The organism is Microcoleus sp. CAWBG640, from assembly GCF_020883015.1.
GTDB classification, from domain to species: Bacteria; Cyanobacteriota; Cyanobacteriia; order Cyanobacteriales; family Microcoleaceae; genus Microcoleus; species Microcoleus anatoxicus.
Genome location: NZ_JAHRFC010000012.1, coordinates 81054 through 102350 on the forward strand (window position 1 = coordinate 81054; position 21297 = coordinate 102350).

Annotated in this window: 29 protein-coding genes; 11 read left to right on the top strand and 18 right to left on the bottom strand. The window is 43.6% G+C overall.

What is annotated here, in order from left to right:
• Positions 1 to 6: 6 nt before the first annotated feature.
• The 3 genes from crtA to AAFP11_RS08980 all read left to right on the top strand — a co-directional run bounded on the left by crtA (position 7) and on the right by AAFP11_RS08980 (position 2280).
• The gene (crtA, locus tag AAFP11_RS08970) at positions 7 to 837 is read left to right on the top strand and encodes a cyanoexosortase A (protein WP_341736775.1); all 831 of its coding nucleotides are present in this window, start codon (positions 7 to 9) and stop codon (positions 835 to 837) included.
• The gene (locus tag AAFP11_RS08975; RefSeq protein WP_341736732.1) at positions 837 to 1505 is read left to right on the top strand and encodes a cyanoexosortase A system-associated protein; all 669 of its coding nucleotides are present in this window, start codon (positions 837 to 839) and stop codon (positions 1503 to 1505) included. The genes crtA and AAFP11_RS08975 overlap by 1 nt, the downstream gene beginning before the upstream one ends.
• A 97-nt stretch (positions 1506 to 1602) precedes the next feature.
• A complete protein-coding gene (locus AAFP11_RS08980) occupies positions 1603 to 2280 on the top strand; it encodes an HpsJ family protein (RefSeq protein WP_341736733.1) in 678 nt (225 codons plus the stop codon).
• A gap of 139 nt (positions 2281 to 2419) precedes the next feature.
• Here AAFP11_RS08980 and AAFP11_RS08985 read toward each other — a convergent pair whose 3' ends face one another.
• The 3 genes from AAFP11_RS08985 to AAFP11_RS08995 form a co-directional block, all read right to left on the bottom strand.
• Positions 2420 to 3049, bottom strand: coding sequence for a hypothetical protein (locus AAFP11_RS08985; RefSeq protein WP_341736734.1), 630 nt, complete (start codon positions 3047 to 3049; stop codon positions 2420 to 2422).
• Between the two features lie 61 nt (positions 3050 to 3110).
• Positions 3111 to 3758: a cofactor assembly of complex C subunit B gene (locus AAFP11_RS08990; protein WP_341736735.1), complete on the bottom strand. Its 648-nt coding sequence runs from the start codon at positions 3756 to 3758 to the stop codon at positions 3111 to 3113.
• Positions 3759 to 3923: 165 nt separating this feature from the next.
• Complete coding sequence (locus AAFP11_RS08995; protein ID WP_340525754.1) at positions 3924 to 4655, bottom strand: response regulator transcription factor; 732 nt, start codon at positions 4653 to 4655, stop codon at positions 3924 to 3926.
• Between the two features lie 165 nt (positions 4656 to 4820).
• Between AAFP11_RS08995 and radA the strand changes: the two genes are divergently transcribed.
• Complete coding sequence (gene radA, locus AAFP11_RS09000) at positions 4821 to 6371, top strand: DNA repair protein RadA (RefSeq protein WP_341736736.1); 1551 nt, start codon at positions 4821 to 4823, stop codon at positions 6369 to 6371.
• Between the two features lie 107 nt (positions 6372 to 6478).
• Here radA and AAFP11_RS09005 read toward each other — a convergent pair whose 3' ends face one another.
• Together AAFP11_RS09005 and AAFP11_RS09010 are read right to left on the bottom strand one after the other, a co-directional pair.
• Complete coding sequence (locus AAFP11_RS09005) at positions 6479 to 7153, bottom strand: hypothetical protein (protein WP_341736737.1); 675 nt, start codon at positions 7151 to 7153, stop codon at positions 6479 to 6481.
• Complete coding sequence (locus AAFP11_RS09010; RefSeq protein ID WP_341736738.1) at positions 7119 to 7955, bottom strand: NB-ARC domain-containing protein; 837 nt, start codon at positions 7953 to 7955, stop codon at positions 7119 to 7121. The genes AAFP11_RS09005 and AAFP11_RS09010 overlap by 35 nt, the downstream gene beginning before the upstream one ends.
• A gap of 279 nt (positions 7956 to 8234) precedes the next feature.
• Here AAFP11_RS09010 and AAFP11_RS09015 point away from each other — a divergent pair, with 279 nt between their 5' ends.
• The 4 genes from AAFP11_RS09015 to AAFP11_RS09030 are packed head-to-tail and all read left to right on the top strand — an operon-like array spanning position 8235 to position 11179.
• Positions 8235 to 9182, top strand: a complete 948-nt coding sequence (locus AAFP11_RS09015; RefSeq protein ID WP_341736739.1) for a hypothetical protein — start codon at positions 8235 to 8237, stop codon at positions 9180 to 9182.
• Positions 9183 to 9190: 8 nt separating this feature from the next.
• Complete coding sequence (locus AAFP11_RS09020) at positions 9191 to 9637, top strand: hypothetical protein (RefSeq protein ID WP_341736740.1); 447 nt, start codon at positions 9191 to 9193, stop codon at positions 9635 to 9637.
• 31 nt (positions 9638 to 9668) lie between these two features.
• On the top strand, positions 9669 to 9860 hold the full coding sequence (locus AAFP11_RS09025) for a hypothetical protein (RefSeq protein WP_341736741.1): 192 nt from the start codon (positions 9669 to 9671) through the stop codon (positions 9858 to 9860).
• A 2-nt stretch (positions 9861 to 9862) separates the two neighbouring features.
• Positions 9863 to 11179, top strand: coding sequence for a ThiF family adenylyltransferase (locus tag AAFP11_RS09030; RefSeq protein WP_341736742.1), 1317 nt, complete (start codon positions 9863 to 9865; stop codon positions 11177 to 11179).
• Here AAFP11_RS09030 and AAFP11_RS09035 read toward each other — a convergent pair.
• From AAFP11_RS09035 to AAFP11_RS09060, 6 genes are all read right to left on the bottom strand, one after another.
• Positions 11176 to 11328, bottom strand: coding sequence for a hypothetical protein (locus AAFP11_RS09035; protein WP_341736743.1), 153 nt, complete (start codon positions 11326 to 11328; stop codon positions 11176 to 11178). The two genes, AAFP11_RS09030 and AAFP11_RS09035, sit on opposite strands and share 4 nt — an antisense overlap.
• Positions 11325 to 11735, bottom strand: a complete 411-nt coding sequence (locus AAFP11_RS09040) for a type II toxin-antitoxin system VapC family toxin (protein ID WP_341736744.1) — start codon at positions 11733 to 11735, stop codon at positions 11325 to 11327. Before AAFP11_RS09040 ends, AAFP11_RS09035 begins: the two co-directional genes overlap by 4 nt.
• Complete coding sequence (locus tag AAFP11_RS09045) at positions 11726 to 11926, bottom strand: hypothetical protein (protein ID WP_106148181.1); 201 nt, start codon at positions 11924 to 11926, stop codon at positions 11726 to 11728. The genes AAFP11_RS09040 and AAFP11_RS09045 overlap by 10 nt, the downstream gene beginning before the upstream one ends.
• Complete coding sequence (locus AAFP11_RS09050; protein WP_341736745.1) at positions 11916 to 12068, bottom strand: hypothetical protein; 153 nt, start codon at positions 12066 to 12068, stop codon at positions 11916 to 11918. The genes AAFP11_RS09045 and AAFP11_RS09050 overlap by 11 nt, the downstream gene beginning before the upstream one ends.
• A 94-nt stretch (positions 12069 to 12162) precedes the next feature.
• A complete protein-coding gene (locus AAFP11_RS09055) occupies positions 12163 to 12420 on the bottom strand; it encodes a hypothetical protein (RefSeq protein WP_341736746.1) in 258 nt (85 codons plus the stop codon).
• A complete protein-coding gene (locus AAFP11_RS09060) occupies positions 12383 to 12742 on the bottom strand; it encodes a hypothetical protein (RefSeq protein WP_341736747.1) in 360 nt (119 codons plus the stop codon). The genes AAFP11_RS09055 and AAFP11_RS09060 overlap by 38 nt, the downstream gene beginning before the upstream one ends.
• A 127-nt stretch (positions 12743 to 12869) precedes the next feature.
• Between AAFP11_RS09060 and AAFP11_RS09065 the strand changes: the two genes are divergently transcribed.
• Positions 12870 to 13757 (top strand): ABC transporter permease, encoded by an 888-nt coding sequence (locus AAFP11_RS09065; RefSeq protein WP_341736748.1) that lies wholly within the window; start codon positions 12870 to 12872, stop codon positions 13755 to 13757.
• 101 nt (positions 13758 to 13858) lie between these two features.
• On the opposite strand, the gene AAFP11_RS09070 is transcribed toward AAFP11_RS09065, so the two are convergent.
• The 4 genes from AAFP11_RS09070 to AAFP11_RS09085 all read right to left on the bottom strand — a co-directional run bounded on the left by AAFP11_RS09070 (position 13859) and on the right by AAFP11_RS09085 (position 16645).
• Positions 13859 to 14287 carry a hypothetical protein gene (locus AAFP11_RS09070; protein WP_341736749.1) on the bottom strand — a complete coding sequence of 143 codons (429 nt, stop codon included), beginning with the start codon at positions 14285 to 14287 and terminating at the stop codon, positions 13859 to 13861.
• Positions 14287 to 14547, bottom strand: coding sequence for a glutathione S-transferase family protein (locus AAFP11_RS09075; protein ID WP_341736750.1), 261 nt, complete (start codon positions 14545 to 14547; stop codon positions 14287 to 14289). Before AAFP11_RS09075 ends, AAFP11_RS09070 begins: the two co-directional genes overlap by 1 nt.
• A 67-nt stretch (positions 14548 to 14614) precedes the next feature.
• Positions 14615 to 16315 (bottom strand): DUF262 domain-containing HNH endonuclease family protein, encoded by a 1701-nt coding sequence (locus AAFP11_RS09080; protein ID WP_341736751.1) that lies wholly within the window; start codon positions 16313 to 16315, stop codon positions 14615 to 14617.
• Positions 16316 to 16384: 69 nt separating this feature from the next.
• Entirely contained in the window at positions 16385 to 16645 is a 261-nt protein-coding gene (locus AAFP11_RS09085) for a hypothetical protein (RefSeq protein WP_341736752.1), read from the bottom strand.
• 302 nt (positions 16646 to 16947) lie between these two features.
• Here AAFP11_RS09085 and AAFP11_RS09090 point away from each other — a divergent pair, with 302 nt between their 5' ends.
• Positions 16948 to 17424 carry a GNAT family N-acetyltransferase gene (locus AAFP11_RS09090; RefSeq protein WP_341736753.1) on the top strand — a complete coding sequence of 159 codons (477 nt, stop codon included), beginning with the start codon at positions 16948 to 16950 and terminating at the stop codon, positions 17422 to 17424.
• A 36-nt stretch (positions 17425 to 17460) separates the two neighbouring features.
• On the opposite strand, the gene AAFP11_RS09095 is transcribed toward AAFP11_RS09090, so the two are convergent.
• The 3 genes from AAFP11_RS09095 to groES all read right to left on the bottom strand — a co-directional run bounded on the left by AAFP11_RS09095 (position 17461) and on the right by groES (position 20184).
• A complete protein-coding gene (locus tag AAFP11_RS09095) occupies positions 17461 to 17991 on the bottom strand; it encodes a hypothetical protein (protein WP_341736754.1) in 531 nt (176 codons plus the stop codon).
• A 107-nt stretch (positions 17992 to 18098) separates the two neighbouring features.
• Complete coding sequence (gene groL, locus AAFP11_RS09100; protein ID WP_341736755.1) at positions 18099 to 19739, bottom strand: chaperonin GroEL; 1641 nt, start codon at positions 19737 to 19739, stop codon at positions 18099 to 18101.
• Between the two features lie 133 nt (positions 19740 to 19872).
• Positions 19873 to 20184, bottom strand: coding sequence for a co-chaperone GroES (gene groES, locus AAFP11_RS09105; protein ID WP_096828723.1), 312 nt, complete (start codon positions 20182 to 20184; stop codon positions 19873 to 19875).
• A gap of 272 nt (positions 20185 to 20456) precedes the next feature.
• On the opposite strand from groES, the gene AAFP11_RS09110 reads away from it, so the two are divergent.
• Complete coding sequence (locus tag AAFP11_RS09110; RefSeq protein ID WP_341736756.1) at positions 20457 to 20888, top strand: ferredoxin; 432 nt, start codon at positions 20457 to 20459, stop codon at positions 20886 to 20888.
• The last annotated feature ends 409 nt before the right edge of the window (positions 20889 to 21297 follow it).

The following is a 21297-nucleotide window of genomic DNA, read 5'->3' on the forward strand; positions in this document are numbered from 1 at the left end:
AAATGGATCGATCGCCTCCTGGAACCTAAATACTGGCTGTTAGGCATAGCCTCCGGTTTGATTGTCATACACCTGACTCTCACTGCTAGAACAGACAGTACAGACCTATTCGGCACAATGTTACTCTTCTGGGGAGTCGTAGCATTTCTCATCTGGGAAAGACACGAAACCTTAACTTTAGAAAGCGGAATTTTTAGCAGTTGCTTTGCAGCATCATTAATTGCTTTCATATTGCTCAAAAGTTCGTCCATATATGGCTACGACTTTTTTATCAGGATCACACCTTTCTTATCTGGCATCAGTCTGGCTTTGCTAGCTTCTGGAACCAAAGGACTGAAACAATATTGGCAAGAACTTCTGATTCTCGCCTATACAGGTATTCCTCCCGGTCTCATCGGAGTATTTATTAATGTTGCCCTATTAACCGCTAAATTTTCAGCTTTCATCCTCCACTATTTAGGATTTGAAGTTGTTCGTCAAGGAGTATTTCTCATTCTAGAAAAAGGCAGTGTGGAGGTATATCATGGCTGTTCGGGAGTGAATGCAATCTTACAATTATTAGGACTATCCCTGGTGTTTTTACTAATGTTTCCTACAACCAACGGACAAAAAATTGTAGTTCCCATCATTGCAGTCCTTATTGGATTTGTAGTCAATGCAGCCAGAGTTGCTCTCATGGCTGTACTGGTATCACTATCTCAACCGGAAGCATTTAAATACTGGCATGAAGGAAATGGATCGGTAATTTTTTCAATGATTGCAGTCTTCCTGTTCGGGTTATTCTGTTGGTTGGCAATCTTGCAAGACACGCCCCATCAAAAAACAACTAATCACTAATGGCTATTACCTATTGGAAAACAGCGAGAATTTCAATTTTAGCGGTTACTTTTACAGGGGTTTTATTAGTTATAGGAAGATTGACACTATCTCCATCGACCGATAATTTTTTCCTGACCCCCTTTGATTTTCCAGAGTCCGTACCTCTAACTGATTGGCAAATGCAGGAGAGTACACCTCTGAAAATTAGCGATACTTCTCAAATCAAAGTTGGGCGAAAGTATGAATATCAAAAAAATAACACTACTCTAGAAATAGAGATGCGTTATGTGGTTGGAACCAGCGGAGATGTTGAAAATATGATGAAGGGACATACTATTCTCCAGTCGTCTCCTGGTAAACTAGCATTGGCAGAAACTCAAGGTGTGGGTTTTTACGGAATTTTGCCCCAGCAAAATCGACTATACCTGAGTTCCTGCATAAATCCCCGCGGCCGTGCTACAGTGACAGCCGAACAGTTTAGATACAATCGAAATACTCGTGACTGGAATTTCAACCGTATTTTGTTTTGGCTATTGGGTAAGGGAAATATTCAAGATCAGCGCTGTTTGTGGACCCAAATGTCTATACCTTTGAACCAAACAAAGCCTGAAGATGCCAAGAAAATTCTAGAGAATGCTTGGGTTTCTTGGTATGGGTGGTGGCAGCCCAGATTTCCCGAACCTTAAGTCAAGTCAACAGAGATTGTTCTTAACAACAGGCGTATTATTTTGTCAGTAACTCAGGTCTAAAAACGCTGAGTTTCCCACTTACCGGACTTTTTTTATGAATGACATACAAGGCGAGCAAGGTTTTTCTATATACAGGCTGCGTTGGATTGGCTACGGTCTATTAATTTTGTCATTATTAGATACGATAGCTGTTCTGATACCAGCCAATTTTGGCAATCGTGTGTGGGAATTGCAGACGATTGGGGCTGTGGTAGAACGAGTACCAGTTCCTCTGTTGGCCATGACTCTCATATTTTTTGGAGAAGGTTACGATCGCAGAAGCTTGGAAGACATCTTTTTGAAGTTTTTGTCTTGGATTTGTCTGTTACTGGCCCTGGTATTTCTGTTAATGCTACCCTTGGGGATTTTTGGCACTATTTATGTGAACAATCAAAACAATAAACAGATTACCAATCAAGCAAACCAACAATTAGCTCAGTTGCAGCAAGTGGAAGAAAGGCTGAATAAGGGTAGTCCCGAAGACTTAAAGAATTTGGGAACTGAACTAAATCGCCTGGGAGTAGCAGCGGATACGCAAAACCCCCAGGAATTGAAAACTAAAATTCTTTCGAGAATTACTCCGGCGAAGGAACGTTTGCAGGCCCAAAGCGCAGTGGTGCAGTCAAATCAGCGCTTGGGGCTATTCAAAAATGCGATTAAGTGGCTGTTGGGGGCGCTGATTTCTAGCGTTTTGTTTTTTATGCTGTGGCGCGGTACTGATTGGGCTCGATAGTAGTGTTGAGTTGTAAGTTTTGAGTTAAATATCAGGTGCGCAATGCGCACCTGACGAGCTGATAAATAGGGTTAGTCATAGTAACTTGGTTTAAAGGTTAAATAGCAGAAAGAAAAACAAGTTAGTATAGTTTAACGCGCTACTTTGAAATTGGAATCTTCCGATTTTCAGTTTTAATATAAATAATTTTTGTTTTAGCATCTCGTTCAAGGCTGAGAGTTCTCGAATTTTCGTAAGAATCGTCTGAATTGTCACTAGGCTCGAAAGGGCTAACTGCGTAGCAATCACAGCGGATACCGAAACGATCGCATTTGCCAATGATATAAAAATTATCGCCGTCAATTGCCGTTCTCAAGCCTAAGTTGTATCTATAGCCGTCAAACTCAGCACTGGCTAGGTGATCGTAGCCGACAAACAACTGTGAAAAAAGACTGAAAACCGCGATCGCCAAAGCTAGCACAGACAACCCAATTGCAGCCCAGGTAGTAGAGGAATTTGTCTTCTTCGTTGCTTCATACAATGGAACAACCATGAGCACCAACACCACCAGCAAAATTATGCCAGTCAGTGGCATACCTCCATGATTGTAAAAAAGCACTGCCCAGTAAAAAACAGTGATTTTGTCGATTGGTCTATCATTTTCCAAATCGCCTTGCAAATTAGCTGGTTCCCCTCCTAAAAACCCAGATATGCTAATCAACACTGCCAGTACCAGAACACCAATACCAAGCAACATTTTCCAATTTTTCCAGCGATTTTTTTGTAACATTTCTGTTTTTTACACTTGATTTTAGTAGATTATACGGTTGGCTCTATATTGGTATTTACTACTAATTTAGATGCTGACCAAGAGTATGTTCTAGTTTGTCGGCAATGCCTTCAACCCAATTTTCATCTTGTTTTGTATAGCTGCGGGGCGCGTTAGCACCTAAAATTAAAACGCCTTGATTGCCGATGGGCTGACAGATAACTCCTTGAGTATTTTCAGGTAAATAGTCAAATTCAATTTTGCCGGGATAAATATTCAAATTTACTAAATAAACTGGTTTGTTTTTATCGAATACTCGCTGCAAGATTGGGCCTGGTTTAACTTCGGGATTGACTCCTAAAATGCCGCGTCGCAATAGAACTTTTCCTTGATATAAAATAACGATCGCCCTTGTGGCCGTATTTGTCAATAGCAAACGGGAGGCCCAAGCCAATTCTATTTTCACCACATCCGGCAAATCCGGCGCAAATTCAAAACCTTCTTCGCCAATGAGTTGGACTGAATCGGGCGATCGCGCTTGCACCTGCTGCCACAGCAAACCTGTTAAAATCAGTACAGCACTGATAATTACCCCCAGAGCATCGGAGCGAGCTTGAGAATCGGTGAGTTGCTCAGTCAGCAAGCGATTGACCATCAGCAGCGTACCGGCTAATCCTCCTGCAACTAAGGGCAATTGCCGCAAAACTCTATTTGGGTCAGATTTTGTCATTTGTCAATTGGCAGTTGGCAGTTGGCAGTTGGCAGTTGGCAGTTGACAGTTGGCAGTTGACAGTTGGCAGTTGACAGTTGTGGTTTTTCTGATAACCAATAACCAATAACCGCTGACTGCTGCCAACTAGCTACTGACTAATGACTACTGACAACTGACTAAACTTTAACCAACTTCCCCAGGTTCGACAATGCGCTGGAACAGATAGCCGGTGCCACGGGCGGTGAGAATTAATTCAGGATTGCTGGGGTCATCCTCTAACTTGGCTCTCAAGCGAGAGATGTGAACGTCCACTACACGGGTGTCTACGTGGCGCTCAGGCGTATATCCCCAAACTTCCTGCAAAATTTCCGATCGCGAAAAAGGCTCTCCAGAACGGCTGACAAGCAGCTCTAACAAGCTGAATTCCATACCAGTGAGCCGAATCCGTTCGTCACCTTTATAAACTTGGCGTTTGTTGGTGTCAATCCGAATATTCGTTACCTGGATGACTCCCGAACTGGGAATTCCCGAAGCGCCGTTTTTGTCAACTCTGCGCAGTACCGAACGGATGCGAGCTTCTAGTTCCTTGGGAGAAAAAGGTTTGACGACGTAATCGTCTGCGCCTAATTCTAAACCAGTGATGCGATCGGCTACATCTCCCAAAGCAGTTAGCATGATAATAGGCACATCAGATTCCTTCCGCAACTCCTGACAAACCCCATAGCCATCCAGCTTTGGCATCATCACGTCCAAAACCACTAAATCTGGTTCGGTGTTGCGAAATATATCGAGAGCTTCTTCACCGTCGGCTGCGGTGACAACATCATAGCCAATCATGGAAAGGCGAGTTTCCAGAATCCGCCGGATGCTGGCTTCGTCATCGACTACCAGAATTTTTTCTTTATGGTTTTCCAAGTTACTCAACACTCCTTAAGTTAAATTCGAGATAATGTTTATTTTTTGTACTCTATTATTAAGACACAAACTGATCCGCCTGTGGCGATCGCTCTGAAAGCTTTATGATTGCTTTAGTTCAGACTTGGAAAGAATGTGTTCGGCAATTATTTATCATAGTAAACAATGCCAAAACCTCGAATACAATATATTTGTCGGGAATGTGGGTATGAGTCGCCACAATATTTTGGCAGATGTCCTAGCTGTCAGAAGTGGGATTCTTTCGACGAGCAGGTAGAACAATCTACCATTGCCGTACCACGGGCTGGTTTGACTGGGGTAACGACTAAGGCAGCAGGCGGTGCACCTCCTGATAAATCCAAGGGTCAACCCAGGGTATCTTTTAGATTATCGCAGATTGCTGACCAAACTCAATCTCGCTGGCCTTCGGGCTATGCTGAGTTCGATCGCGTGTTGGGAGGTGGTATTGTTCCCGGTTCCCTGGTATTGATTGGGGGGGAACCGGGGATTGGGAAATCGACGCTGTTGTTGCAGGTGGCAAATCAGTTGGCGCGCAAGGATCGCATACTGTATGTAAGTGCCGAGGAGTCTGGCCAGCAGGTGAAATTGCGATCGCAACGTTTGGGAGTCGCTAATCCGGTTGATTTGTCAAGTAAGAACTCTGATTTATCTGACAGTAACGGACACGCTAATAACGGGGCTGATCCAACTGATTCTGAGGATCATTCAGCCGATAATTTCTACTTACTTCCAGAGACGGATTTAGAAGTTGTGTTGCGGGAGTTGGAAGCCCTAAAACCGAATGTAGCAGTTATTGACAGTATCCAGACTATTTATTTTGCTAGTTTAACATCAGCACCAGGATCGGTGGCTCAGGTGCGGGAATGTACCTCGGCTTTGATGCAGGTGGCAAAAAGAGAAAATATTACGTTATTTATTGTAGGTCACGTTACCAAAGATGGAGGTTTAGCCGGGCCGAGGGTCTTGGAACATTTAGTAGATACTGTACTATATTTTGAGGGCGATCGCTTTGCTTCCCATCGACTGTTGCGATCGATGAAAAACCGTTTCGGTGCAACTCATGAAATCGGAGTCTTTGAAATGGTAGCCGAGGGATTGCGAGAAGTAGACAATCCATCGGAGTTATTTTTAGGAAATCGGGACGAGTTTTCCCCCGGTACATCAACGACAGTGACTTGCGAAGGAACGAGACCAATTTTAGTAGAAATTCAAGCCTTAGTCAGCCCTGCAAGTTTTGGTTCCCCCCGCCGTTCTACCACCGGAGTGGATAATAGTAGATTGCAGCAAATTTTAGCAGTTTTGGAAAAAAGAGTTGGGATTCCCCTGTCGAAATTAGATACAATTGTAGCATCCGTGGGAGGGTTGAAGGTAGAAGAACCGGCGGCGGATTTGGCAGTGGCGATCGCTGTTGTAGCCAGTTTTCGCGATCGCATAGTTGATGCCAGGACAGTGTTACTAGGAGAAGTCGGTTTAGGGGGACAAGTTCGCCCTGTTTCTCAATTAGAATTAAGGTTGAGAGAAGCCGCGAAACTAGGTTTTAAAAGAGCAATTATTCCCAAGAATCAACCAGTGCCAGATTTGGGGATGCAGATTCTGCCAGTCGCCAAAGTAATTGATGCAATCATTGCAGCTATTCCCGCAACTCCAAGTCAATTGCAGTCCATTGAAGTCGAGGAAATGGCAGAAATGGAGTAATATCAATTTCATAAAGTAGCGCTACATATCTACCCCCCCAACCCCCCCTTGCCAAGGGGGGGCTTTGAACTACATCTGTAGTAGGACTTTATGAAAATGGTATAAGATCAAAAAATCATCTTAACATATTGTTTTAACACAGGTGGAATCGTGAAAATCGTTTCAGATTCACAGCTCAATTTTGCAATGATGCCCCGTCTGTCTAAAGATTGAATTGCTTTAAATAATTCGACCTGCGAACCTTGACATTTTGACATCAATAGGGTAAAGGAAACAGGTTCATTTTCATGGCTGATTAGGGCGATCGCCTGTTTTTCTATTTCCGACAACCGCTGATAGTGCTGCTGGAATATCGGTGTCAATTCGTCACCTAAAAATACGGGTTGATAACTTAAATATTGAGATACTCTACCGCTAAATAAGTTGTTAATAGTTTGAGCGACTAATTTTAACCAAAGGGGATTACCTTGATAAAGCTCAATCAATTCTGGCCATTGTTCTTCATCTAATAAACCTTTTTCTCTAAGAATTTCGGTTGCTGCTTCACCTAAACCAGTTAACTGCAATAAACATACTGCTGAATTATCGTCGGTGAATGTGAGGATGTCTGAGGGAGTTTCCCAACTATTGAGGATTAAGCAGCTATTGTGGGGAATTTCGCCGATGAGTTTAAATAGGGTTCCGTAATTTTCATATCCGGGTTTGTAATGTCCTGCAAGTTGCCCGCTGCTGAGAATTTGTTGCACGTCATCGAGTACGATCAGACAGCGATTTTCGCGCAATGTTTCTATTAGGATTGATAATTGATCGTCGGTGTTGGCGGGGAAAACCCCCCCCTTCGCCCCCCCTTGGTAAGAGGGGGGTTTGTCGCTCTTCGCCCCCCTTTGGTAAGAGGGGGGTTTGTCGCTCTTCGCCCCCCCTTGGTAAGGGGGGGTTGGGGGGGTTTTGATTTGAGAGGAATTGAATAATATTTTTGAGGGTGGTTTCTAGGGGTGGGGAGGTGCGGAGACTGCGCCAGATGATGCGATCGAACTGAGTTTGAATTTGGGGGATGAGGTTACGGGCGATCGCGCTTTTGCCGGTGCCTGCCATGCCTGTGATGGTGAGGAGGCGGCAGTTTTGGTGTGCGATCGTATTTTCGAGGGCGGTGAGGGGTGAGTTGGGGTAGTTGTAGAAGGTTTTGATCTCCGGTGCATCTCTTAAATCGAGTCGGGGTTTTTGTTGGGTATCGTCTTCATTTGGGTTTTGTGTGGGGGGTGAGTCTTGTTTATGGTGTAAAGTTTCTGTGCAAACGTTGATGTTACCTTTGTTTTGTATAAAATTAAAATCACCAAAATTTGAAACTTTAGAAAATTCATACCTCTCCATTGTCGATCGAAAGTTTGATTTATTTACAGTTTTATCTAATTTCTTTGACATAAGTTGCCATAATTTTGAAGCGACATTAGCAACATGACTTTCAGTACAGTAATATTCTTTAGCAATCTGGGAGTATCTTTTACCTTGCCAAGTAGCGAGCAATACTGCGTGTTGGAGATTGTCTAAGTGTTTGCCGGTTTTGGCTAAAACCAGGTCTTCAGCCAATCTCAAGACTTCCTTAATGTCCATAGTCAATTAGGTGCGTATGATCTCGGTATCATATCAGACTTTGATGATGTTTTATGATATTTGTGATAAAAAATGATATTTTATGATAAAAATTATCGCAAATATTCAGGATATTTTCTGATATTTTATGACTAGACAATCAAAAAAATAGTGCTTATGATAGATACCTATAAAGCAAATCTGTGAATTTTTTTGGTAATCACAGACTCAACGCATATTTCGTCTATAAATATAACCAACTAGCCGAAAAGCAAAATGCACGGAACAAAAACACACTCTCAATTTAAAACCCTCATCTACGAGGAAGAACTAGACCGGATTGCTGGATGGGTTGAAGAGTATCCTAACTTAGAAACAGGTGGAGACTTGTTTGGATTTTGGACTCATTCAGGAGCACCAGTAGTTCAGTATGTCCTTGGGCCAGGGCCAGGTAGCCGACACAATGAGATGAGCTTTTATCAAGATAGAGAGCATTTGATTAAAGCTGGAGAGATTCTCAGGAACAAGCATGGATTACAACATATTGGTGAGTGGCATTCTCACCACCAAATGGGATTAGCGGAACCAAGTGGAGGAGATAGTAATACCGTGATTCGGGCATTACAAAGATACAATTTTCCAAGGTTCCTGCTTTGCATTGCCAACATACGTTCTAATTCAGGAATCCTGAAAAAATGGAATGTCAATGTTGGCTGTTTTTTGTATTCCAGCCACCAAGCTAATTATCAAGCTGGTGCATGGGTAGTTTTGCCTGGGGAAAGTCCTATTCGCTCCAATTTGAAATGGAGAAATGAATTAAACCGAATAAATTCTCGTCCTTCAAAAAATTGGACTGTTGACGAAACAACTCTTGAACATGAACCTTTGGTAACAACAGAGCCGATAGAAGTATCTGATAAACTATGGTACAGCAGTCAACAAGGTCAAGCCATACTGAAAGAAATATTCGACAAAATCCAGAGAAAATTTAAACAATGCGAAATGTCTCGAACAAATGAACAGCGAATTTATTTAACCTTTGAGTACCAAGCTCAAAATGGGAATGTAGATCGCTGGCGTGCAGATTTTCCAGAAGATTTTCCGCAATCTTCACCTAAGCTTAAGGTTAATAATGAAACATTTGCTGTGCAAGATTGGCATGGTAATCCCCCTCATTTCGAGCAAGTTGAAGATTGCATTAATCGTTACTATAATAGAAGGTAAGGATTACTATGACATGGACTCAATTGCAACAACAACGCTTACAAGTAGAACGGCAAATACTTAAAAAGTATTTTCCCAGCTTTAGTTGGATTAATCCAGGAGATTCTAACAATACACGAGTTGAAGGTAATGTTTGCACTAATGCTGGTAACGTATACACTCTTCGAGTTTATGTACCGTCCGATTTTCCCAACTCTCGACCTGATATGGTCGTGACATCACCCTATCCTTGTAGGGGATATCGTGGAAAAGACTTAAAAGAATATGGACTAAGTGGAACTATGCACACCTTAGATCCAAGAGATGGATATGTCAAGATTTGTCATTACAGAGAGTGGTTGCCTAATTTAACTGTGTACTTAGTTGTGCTGAAAGGTAGAATCTGGCTCGAAGCACTGGAAGGACACAGAAGAACAGGGCAAGCTATAGATAGTTTTCTTCCTCATATGCAATAAACTCATCAAACCATAAACAGGTATAAAACTCATGACCAACTCTCAAGATGTAACCCGCCACCTAGAAAGAACCGTTCAAGAAGGAGGAACCCCTTCAGATCAACAGCTTATGTTCGATCCAACAACTGGTCAGTTGGTAGTGAAGAGACCGTCTGAGCGAGCTCCTAGTCCCGATGCTGTAGTTGCCAGTCAAATTGCAGAAGATGGTTTCTTCCGAGGTTAATTATGATGAATTTCCAATTAGTTTATATGCACGAAGACCAAGTGCAGACTCTTTTTCGTAACTTTCTACAATCTCAAGTAGATAGGTTTGAATCTGTTGCATTTGGTTTTGATGATGGTGATGTATTTCATGTTTATACATCTCGACCTAAAACGCAGTTTTCTGGTTATCCGTGTACCTCAGCAATTCATTTTTTAACTACGATGCCAGAGGGTGAAACTGGCTTTGCTGTTGCCACTCAAATTTACAATACCATGTTTGGCAACCGAGTCAGTCGCCCTGTTAATACTTCTGTAATTGTCTTGTTTGCTATTCAGGATAATGTATTACCCCATCGAGTTTTTATTGGCAACTCAGAAGGGGAATTTCACGAAGGAATCGTTAAATTTATTCCTGAACGTTCAGAACTTTACTCTCGCAGTAAAGGTTTGTTAGAGACTTCAGTGCTTGAAAATTGTAAAATAGGAGTTGTTGGATTAGGCAGTGGTGGCTCAACTGTAGCACTAGAACTTGCTAAAGCAGGCGTGGGCAATTTTGTCTTGATAGATTTTGACCGCCTAGAGCTAGAAAATGTTGCTAGGCATATTTGTGGCACTGGAGATTTAGGTCGCTACAAGACTAAAGCTGTCAGAGATTTGTTGTATGGAAAAAACCCATATATCCACGTACAAACGGCTGAATTGGACATCAATCAGAAGCTTGAGGAAACTAAACTTCTTCTGAAAGATTGTGATTTAATTATTGCTGGAACTGATAATGATAGAAGCCGTTTTAACCTCAATAGCATAGCTCTTGAGTACAAAATTACCACTATTTTTGGCAGAGCGTTAACTCGTGCTTGTGGTGGTGATGTTTTGAGAGTACGTCCTCATCAAGGCCCTTGCTTAGGCTGCGTTTTCACTAAGGATTTTTTGGAGAGTCGCCAAGAGGAAATATCTCAGTTTAGACAATCTCGCTCTGAAAGTCCTGCTTATGTTCCCGATGAGGAAGTAAAAGCTACAATTCAGGTTGGTCTTGCTTCTGATATTCTGCCTATCTCTAACATGATTGTTAAATTGGCTTTGGTAGAGCTTTCACGAGGTAAAGCAAGTGGCATTAGTTCATTAGAAGAAGATTTGGTAGCAGACTTTTACATTTGGGGTAATCGTCGAGAGAATACTTATGCCACTTGGCCAAAGATGGAGTATAATTTTAATTCACCATCTATTCTGCGTTGGTACGGAGCCAATTGGGAGCGTAATTTATCATGCCCTGTTTGTGGGGAACAACATGAACCTTTGATTGATGAGACTGAGCAAGATAATATTTTTGCTAGCTAGTAGCTTATAACAATAGCAGTGCGATCGCCCTTACTTAACCCAAGTGCGATCGCCCTTATCCCATCCCCATTAACTCTCTTTCGTCTGCGATCGCTAAAAAGTACGTGAAGCGGAGCTATCCCGTAGGGAATCGCCCTTTCCATGCTCATGCTCTTGATTCGGCGGCGGGAATAACTTCAATCAGTCCCGTATGAAAAGCTGTATCGTAGGTAATAACTGGTAAATTTTCGAGTTCAGCTTGTGCCATAATCATCCGGTCAAACGGATCGCGGTGGGGAATAGGCAGGCTGCCAGCGCGAAGGGCATGGGCTGAAGTTATAGCTAGTTCGATAAATTGCGATCGGTGGAGGATTTGCGAATATTCCCCGACAATCTGTTTGGCTTCGGGAAGTTTACTGATGCGATATTTGGTGGCTATTTCCCAGGCTGAAACAGTGCTGACAATGATATTAAAATCTGGGTTGCGAATGATGTCGCGGCATTGGGCATTGAGTTTGGGGTCGTCAAAGAGCCACCACAACAGGATATGGGTGTCAATGAGATAGCTTATTCCCATTGTTCGAGCTCCTCGAATGGTAGGGGTTCAAAAAAAGCATCACCGAGTTTTCCTGTCAGTAAACCGGGCGTGCGAGGCTGTGGCTGTTCTCGTCCTAATCCGAGGCGAAAGTAGTGAATCAAGTCATATATTTCTGCAAGTTTGTCTTCGGGAATGTCTTGTAGTTCTTGAACGATCTTCTCAATTAGCATAAATCAAACACTCCGATAGTTGCTGGTTAATCGATCGAGCTACTGCGATCGTTTCTCCTTGGCTAGCCGTTCCCACTTCAGGACACTCGGCTACATAAACATCCTCTTCCCAATAAACAATTGCCGTGAAAGTACAAGACATTTTTTTGCCAAATTCTTCCTACTCAATGTAGCATATCCAGTAGGGTTAATGAGAACTTATTCTAAATTTTACCACAATATCTCCTCTGCAAAAATCAAGCAATTTCCTCCGCCAAAAGCCGACCATCGCAGCGCTCATATTCATCTTCCAAAAGCCATGAATGAGTCTCATCATAGCTTGAACTTACAAACAGAGACTTATAGTTTGCTGATGGGTCATAAATACAAAATTCTCCCTTCTTTCCACTCACTAACATCAAAATTCGAGGCGGAAAAACAATCGGATCTACCCACAATTCGATAAATTCCCAATCATTAACTTGTTCGGCGAGGTCTGGTGCGTGGGATAACATGATATTTATCTGTTCCTTTGATAATTTTTATTTCAGCGTAATAAAGGGGAATGCGACTACCATCTGCTCTAACTTGATAGCCGATCGCATCATCAAAGTAGAGTCCATAACGTTCGTAGTCATCGGTTTCATCCTCAACCCCTGTCAGATATCCTCTCTCAATAATAGCCTCCGCCACTGCATCTAGTGTAGCTCTGTCATTAAAAATATGAGCTTTTCCCTCTTTCCTTAGCAGTCGTTCCACCTGTGACGTACCGGGAAGATGTTTGTTAAATAAACTATTTCTAGCGTCTGGTGTTAGTTCGCGGTTAATGCCAGTCATCAACTAATTAGACAGGTAACATGATATTCAGTTTACCAAAACTCTACACAAAGACCGATCGCCCGCCCAACACCACCAATCCCTCCAGACTTGCTACCCTAAAGATAGTTAAATTTTATCAACAATTATGAGCGGTACTGTTACATCCCCCAACCTCAACCAGCAGCGGCCACTCGCCACGCCATCCGCTGACACTTCGAGTTCCCTGCTGGGCGACTTCATCCAAGAAACACTCGCCTTAACCAAGCGCCTGTTTATTCAATTGCAGCGTCGCCCCTCGACGCTAGTTGCAGGCATTATTCAGCCGCTGATGTGGTTGGTTTTGTTCGGCGCGCTGTTTGAAAATGCTCCCGCTGGCTTGTTCGGCGAAAGCGAGAATTACGGACAATTTCTCGGCGCTGGTGTGATTGTTTTTACAGCTTTTGCCGGGGCGCTGAATGCTGGTTTACCGATTATGTTCGATCGCGAATTCGGATTTCTCAACCGCCTATTAGTCGCGCCCCTAGCTTCCCGATTCTCCATCGTCCTAGCTTCAGCTATTTTTATCGTCACCCTCAGTTTCATCCAAACTGGCACAATAGTCACGGCTGGAGCGTTTTTGGGCGCTGGATTGCCGGGAATTGCCGGACTAGGCGCGATCGCCCTCATAGTCCTGTTGTTAGTTTTGGGAGTCACGGGTTTGAGTCTCGGTTTAGCCTTCGCTCTTCCCGGTCACGTAGAATTAATTGCGGTAATTTTTGTTACTAACTTACCACTATTATTTGCCAGCACAGCCCTCGCGCCGCTGTCCTTTATGCCAGAGTGGTTGCAAGTTGTGGTGACTCTCAATCCTCTCAGTTATGCGATCGAACCGATCCGCTATTTGTACCTCCACAGCGATTGGTCCCTAGCAAGTGTCGTCATGCAAGCTCCCTGGGGTAATGTTAGTTTTGGAGGAGCGTTGTTAGTCTTGCTAGCCTTTGATGCAGTAGCATTGTTGAGCATTCAACCTCTGTTGCGGCGGAGATTTGCTTAACCAGAATTTTCTGCGATCGTTGTGCGATGTTAGATGTTAGATTTTAGATTGCTCCCACGGTGAAGATCGGGGGATTGGCGAGCTAAAATCTATCATTTTTCCTACTTACAACGACCCGCCGCCCAATTTTGATGCCCGCGATTTGGCTGACACTTTGATTGTCTGCCTATCCAGACAATTTCCCACTTATTTTGCTTGAATGCAAGTTCGATACGGTGGCGCATTCCAGCGACAGAATCGTCAGCTAAACCAATAACTGTATGTACAATTACTGCTGTTTCTCGCAGGGGATATTCCACCGAAATTGCATCGCTTTTTCTGCCTTCAGATTCTCGATCGCTGCTAAAGAGTTTAGCTGCGATATCTTTGGGAGTGGAAACTGTAATTTGGCGATCGCCCAGGAACTGTTTGACGTTAATTGATTCGTAGTTCGATCGAGTTGCGGGCTGCGCCATTGCTACAATCGGAAGTTGGATGCAGGTGAAAACAGCTAGGAAAAAGAGCGATTCCTTGACAATTAATTTATTCATTATGCTGGAGATTGTTCGAGAAATTTTTGTCTCCTTGATGCGAAAGCCGCCAAGTCTGCTTTGGTGAATTGGGTTTGCTGGAATGAGGGACGGGAGATTAGCCGATCGCACCAAGCTTGAATTTTAGGATATCCGTCTATGGACACATCAACCCAGGGTAGCAGAGGCACGACAGTACCAGCAACACATTCAGCATATGTTAAAGTGTTGCTACCGAAAAAAGGGCGATCGTCCAACAAACCTTCAAAGAATGTCAACACAGTCTCGACTCAAGATAGTCAAGAATTGCCAGAGATTCGACAATGGTGAAGTCACCAGATTAAAAAATCAAGAAAAATCTGATTGCCAAATATGAACTGCCCGCCGTGCTAAATTCCTCTGACGGGCTGCGATCGCATCTGGCGTCCAATCTTCTGCCAAGATGTTCTTTGTCAAAGCATAAACACTCTGCTGATATTTTTCTCGTTTTATCTGATAATTTTTTTGTCCAATATCGCGATTAAAAGAAGGTTCTAAAAGACTTAAATTACCAAGACGGTAAACCATTTCCTCTATCTGGACATCAGTGAAATTTTGTCGCCAGTCATCTGTTGGTACTTCCGGCAAAATGTGTTCTATAGAAAAACTATCTTCATTTACCTCAATGCCAGATTCATCTGCCTCTAGGTTGCAAAAAATGTAACGAACTAACTTACGCTTTTGACCTTTTGTAGACAGAGAAAGCAAAGCAAAGTCCTGCTGAAATTTTTCATCCTTAACATACCCCGGACGCAGTGCATCAAACACCTGTCGCATACCCGTTATTTTGCCGCTAGTAATGTCGAGCGCAGCGTTATTATAAAGCAATTCTAATTCATTGGGATTCAAGCTGCTAACGATACTGTAGCGGAAGGAAATAGCAACTACAAGCTTTAGCAAGCGAGTAAAATCTTCAGCCGAGAATCTCTGATAAGCAGCAAATAGGGTTGGATATACCTGCTTGACCCGAAACAAGTTTAACGCGCGAATATATGGTTGATTCTGCGGAGTATCGCGCCAAAATTCATCATTCGGACTACCAAGAGCTACAAATAAGCTGCTAAAATTCTCAAGTTTGTCAAGCAAGTCAAAAGCTTGTTGAGCATTTTTGACAGATTCTCGAACTAACTTAAATAAGCGCTCGCGTCGCACTCTGGAATAATTTAGACTGAGATAGTATCGCAAAAATGCGGGAAACTCCTCCATCTGAACCATATTGATAATGCGCTTCCACTGTCGCTGAGCTGCTTTTAAATCGTCTGGGCCTTGAAACAGTGAAAACAGATAATTTTTTAACAAATCAGTAGAAGTTAGCTCTAATCCCCTAGCATTTAGTGTCTCGAAAACAGTGTAAGCATTCAGTTCATCTTCGACGCTAATTTGGATAAAAAGTAGTCGCTGGGCAACAGTATCTCCAAGAAAAGCAGTTAGCTTTTCTCCATCCTGAAATATGTCAGGCATTTTTTCTAGTTCTTGGGAAAAGTAATCGAAAGCTTGCCATAGTAGTTGATTGGATTTCGAGAGCGATCGGATATTTAACGGCTTTCTGAGATTGACCAAATTGCTTTGATAAAAATCATCATTGTTTTCATTTAAAAATAGTTTGCTAGAGTAACGGAGAGAACGCGGATCTCGATCGCCCAGATAGGTACGCTTGAGAATTTCTTGCCGTTCTCGGTTGGCTTCAGGCTGAACATTTTGCTCTACCAGCAGTCGGATTTTTTCAATCACAGCAACGGCAATAATGCTGAGAGTGGCTAATCGCTGTTGACCATCGATGACTGTAAATTCTTTGTCAGCAGTAGCCGAGCTTTGTAGCACAATTGCTCCCATGTAATGGCTAACACTGAGGTTATTGTGCAGCATCAAAATATCTTGCCAGAGGTCTTCCCAGTTCTCCTCCGTCCAAGAATAATCGCGTTGGAATGGCGGTACTCGATAGATTTTGCCATTGCCGATTAAGTCTCCGAAGCTAGTAGTCCGAGTCTCTAAGAGATTAGTACGAGCCATAAGACTGAATAATACAAGTTAGTTTAGCTGTCATTAGATTTATTTTATCAAATATTTAGCAAGCCATAACTAGACGATTGCTTGAAGAAGCATATCCTCTACTTGTCTAATTTGCTCCCAATCAATTGCTGCAACCCAAAGACTTTCCTCTTCAGAATATTGCACCACGCCATCCACTTCTAATTCTTCGCTATACAGGGTGAGCAATTGACCATTTTGAAATTTAATATTTTGGCGACTTAAATCTTCAATTGTACCAACACAATTCAGACGAAGGCGACTTTGTTCATCAGCATTATGAAAGTCTGCAAAGATTCTGGGAAAATTCATATTTATTACTACACTTGAGATGATTTTTTTGATGTGGGAGTTACGCAACTGACGCACCCTACTCTATGTGCTGCGACAATGGAGGCAGAGCCTCCGGATATGCGTTACCAGGCAGAGCCTGGTAACGAGTAAATATTTAGATTTTAGTCAATTTTACACGCACATAGGGCGATCGTACTTCTAGTGCGATCGGACATCATTACCTGTAGTGCGATCGAGCCTGGATAGCATTTGATAACTTACGCTGCTAAACTGGTACAGCACGCAGCGGTAGATCGCTTGTCGAGTTTTGAGGATGTATTATGACCATTAACTACCGAGTTGCAGAGATTTCCGATCTGACGCTGCTTTTAGAACTCGTGCAAGAGTTTCATAAAATAGAAAAATTGGCATTCGACGAAAAAGTCGATCGTGATGTCCTAGCAAATCTTTTGGCTGATGCGTCTTTGGGACAAGTGTGGCTAATTCAGAAAGAAGATGAAGCAATCGGCTATATTATTTTGACGCTGGGTTACAGTTTGGAATACCGAGGACGAGATGCGTTTATTGACGAGTTTTATATCCGACCCAAGTATCGCGGACAAGGCATTGGAACTCAGACTTTAGCATTTGCAGAAGATACCTGCCGAGTTTTGGGAGTCCAAGCTCTTCATCTGGAAGTAGATTTTGAAAATCCCGATGCACAGCGTCTTTATCACAGAGTCGGTTATCAACCTCATAACCGTTTTCTGATGACTAAAAATTTGGCAGTCTCTGAAGACAACGATTTAGGCAATTAAGAATGTTCTATCAGTTTTTGCTGAATTCTCTCAAAGTTATTCGAGAGCTTGATTTGAAATTGCTCTGATTCGTTCACAGGCCTCCTCGGCCGTCATCGCCGAGCTAGTTTCCCACTCTGTAAAAGTCTCTTCCAGGGCTTCAGATAGTGCTTTTTGATAAGCCATATCTTCCCGTTCTACTTCACTCAAAATCGCATTAACAATTCTGTCAAAAGCATTCTTATAAGCTACATAACTATCGAATTCACCTTTAAGCAGAATCCAAGGTAAAGCGATAGCCAAATAAAAAATCCCCACAAATTTAAGCAACCTCTCTTTAATTCCTTGAGGCGGTTCAATAAAAGCATAGGCAAAAATTTTGAGTAATTCTTGCGTTTCACCAGGAATTTTTTCCCAACCGTATTCAATTATTACAGCTAAATTGTTTGCTTTTTGAGCCAATTCCCAAAACCTTGAAGCGCTGGACGTGCGGGGCTGAAATATCTGCCGAATTTCGCTGGGGCTAATTGTGATGGTGGCTGACATTGGCCTGACCTCTTGCGATGCGATCGCTTTACTGATACTCACTCATTCTTAGTATATCAGTCAGGCCCTAAAAAAAATTAGCTGTCATTACCAGTAGACACGTCATACGAAAAAGGCGGGCCCTAAAGCCCGCCCCATCAAACTATCGATTAATAATCGAAGTCGCCGCCGCCCATGCCGCCGCCAGCACCAGCGCTAGCGCCTTCCTTGGACTCAGGCTTGTCAACGACGATACACTCGGTTGTCAGCACCATACCAGCAATAGATGCGGCATTTTGCAGAGCAGAACGAGTCACCTTCGCAGGGTCAACGATACCAGCTTCAAACATATCGACAAACTCATTTGTCGCTGCGTTGAAACCAACGTTGAATGGCTTTTCTTTGACGCGCTCAGCGATGACAGCGCCATTCAAACCAGCATTTTCAGCAATCCGCTTCAGAGGAGCAGCCAAAGCACGGGCAACAATCAATGCACCGGTCAATTCTTCGCCCTTCAGGTTGGCATTAGCCCACTCTTCCAATTGAGGAGTTAGGTGAGCCAAAGTTGTACCGCCACCAGGAACGATGCCTTCTTCCACAGCAGCTTTGGTGGCGTTGATCGCATCTTCTAAACGCAGTTTGCGATCCTTCATTTCGGTTTCAGTCGCAGCGCCGACTTTGATGACTGCAACGCCACCAGCCAATTTGGCCAAGCGTTCTTGCAGTTTTTCTTTGTCGTAGGAAGATTCGGTTTCGTCCATTTGACGACGAATTTGTTCGCAGCGAGATTTGACTGCGACTTCATTACCTTCGGCAACAATTGTGGTGCTGTCTTTGGTGATGGTGACGCGGCGGGCTTTGCCGATCATTTCCAGCTTGGTGTTTTCCAGTTTCAAACCGGCATCTTCGGTGATTAGTTGACCGCCGGTCAATACGGCGATATCTTCTAACATGGCTTTGCGTCGATCGCCAAAACCAGGTGCTTTGACAGCAGTTACATTGAGCACACCGCGCAGTTTGTTGACAACGAGGGTGGCTAGAGCTTCTTTCTCAATGTCTTCTGCAATGATCAGCAGCGGGCTTCCAGAACGTGCTACTTGTTCGAGCACTGGTACTAAGTCTTGTACCATGCCGATTTTTTTGTCTGTCAGCAAGATGAAGGGGTTGTCAAGCACCGCTTCCATCCGTTCGGTGTCGGTAACGAAGTAAGGCGAAATGTAGCCTTTGTCGAAGCGCATCCCTTCGGTGATTTCGAGTTCGGTGGTCATGGATTTGCCTTCTTCAAGGGAAATCACGCCTTCTTTGCCCACTTTGTCCATGGCGTTGGCAATCATTTGGCCAACTTCGTCGTCGTTGCCGGCGGAGATGGAGCCGACTTGAGCGATGGCTTTAGAATCTTCTACTTGTTTGGCGTGTTCGGCAATCTTTTCTACCAAAAAGGTGGTTGCTTTGTCAACACCACGTTTGAGGGCGATCGCATTTGCACCAGCAGCTACGTTCCGCAGGCCTTCTTTGACCATTGCGTGGGCGAGAACGGTAGCAGTTGTGGTGCCGTCGCCTGCTGCGTCGTTGGTTTTGGAAGCGGCTTGACGAATTAGAGCAACGCCTGTATTTTCTACATGGTCTTCTAGTTCGATTTCTTTGGCGATAGTAACGCCGTCATTGACGATTTGAGGAGCTCCGAATTTCTTTTCGAGAACTACGTTACGGCCTTTGGGGCCGAGGGTGACTGCTACTGCTTCGGCGAGAATGTCCATACCGCGTTCGAGGGCGCGACGTGCATTTTCGTTGTAGATTATACGCTTAGCCATAGTTTTTTGGGGGTTTTGGGTTTAAGATTTGGGATTTTTGGATGGCGGTCATTTGTCCTTGGTCATTAGTTTGTTTGCGTTGTTTGCGATCGAACTAATGACTGATGACTAATGACTAATGACTAATGATTAATTAGTTAACGATCGCCAGAATATCTTTTTCTGCCAACAAGACGTATTCGTCGGTGCCGAGTTTGATGTCGGTGCCTGCATACTTCGAGTAGAGAACTTTGTCGCCGACTTTGACTTCCATTTCAACGCGCTGACCGTCGTCATTGCGCTTGCCGGGGCCCACAGCCGCGACTTCGCCTACTTGGGGCTTTTCTTTGGCTGTGTCGGGCAGAAGGATGCCGCCGGCGGTTTTTTCTTCGCTAGCGCTGACTTTGACGAACACGCGCTCGCCTAGTGGTTTAACGGTAGAAACACTCAGTGATACTGCTGCCATAAATAAATCTCCTGATTACAGATTGTCGTTAGTCAGTGGTCAGAGGTCGCTATGAAAGCAACGACTGAATACTTACACTGACATATTAGCACTCTCGACTCCTGAGTGCTAATTTAGCTTTAGTCAGGGGCGATCGCAACTTGCGTGTCTGTACGGGTTCCCGAACCCAGAAGGAGTGGGAGAGTCGGAAAGTGGCGGAGAATGGGAGAGTCCCAGAGGGGGAGAGTGGGGGAGTGAGGTAAAATTTAAAATCTATTTACCAAGGAATTCAGATGTCAGAAAATCAGGATGAATCTTGCTCTCAAGACTTGAGGGTGTGTGTGGAAAGCCTGGGACTGGCTCACATAGAGCGACATATTTTTATCTGTGCCGACCAAACCGTGCCCAAGTGCTGCGATCGCGCCGCCAGTCTCGAAGCATGGAACTACCTCAAAAAACGCTTGCAAGAACTGGGATTGGATCGGCCCAGTGTCTCACGGCCTACCTGCATCTTTCGTACCAAAGCCAATTGCCTACGAGTTTGTACTCAAGGGCCAATCATGGTAGTCTATCCAGACGGAGTTTGGTATCGCGACGTTACGCCTCCGGTCATTGAGAGAATTATTCAAGAACATCTCTTAAACTCAAAGGTGGTTCAAGAATACGCTTTCTTGACTCATCCTTTGCCAGTAACAACTCTGACGGAACCCAATTTTTCGGTATAACGCTGTTAAAAGTACAGGGTTATATGTAAAGTGTTAAATTTAAGGATGAGAATCTGAAACCTTTCAGTATCCGGTCGATCGCACCTGTGACAGTTGAAAAAAGCGTGGCATTTGCCTAAAAAGTTTCTCAGTGGTAGCCACTAGGCAGTTTACTAAACTACACTAGAAAAAGTTAAACACGTAAGTATGGAGTCTGCTTAAATCTCTCTATATCAGAAGTATCATTTAAAACCGGGGCATCAACCTGCAATTAAACCGATCGAGATTAAATATAACTAAGGCTCTCCCAGACAGTCTCCAATCAATTAAGGTCGATCGTTACAGGATCGCCCATCACAGGTTTTGGCTCCGTTCCTAGTCGCAAGACATTCACAAACGGGCATCAACCACAGGTTCGGAAGCGGTAATA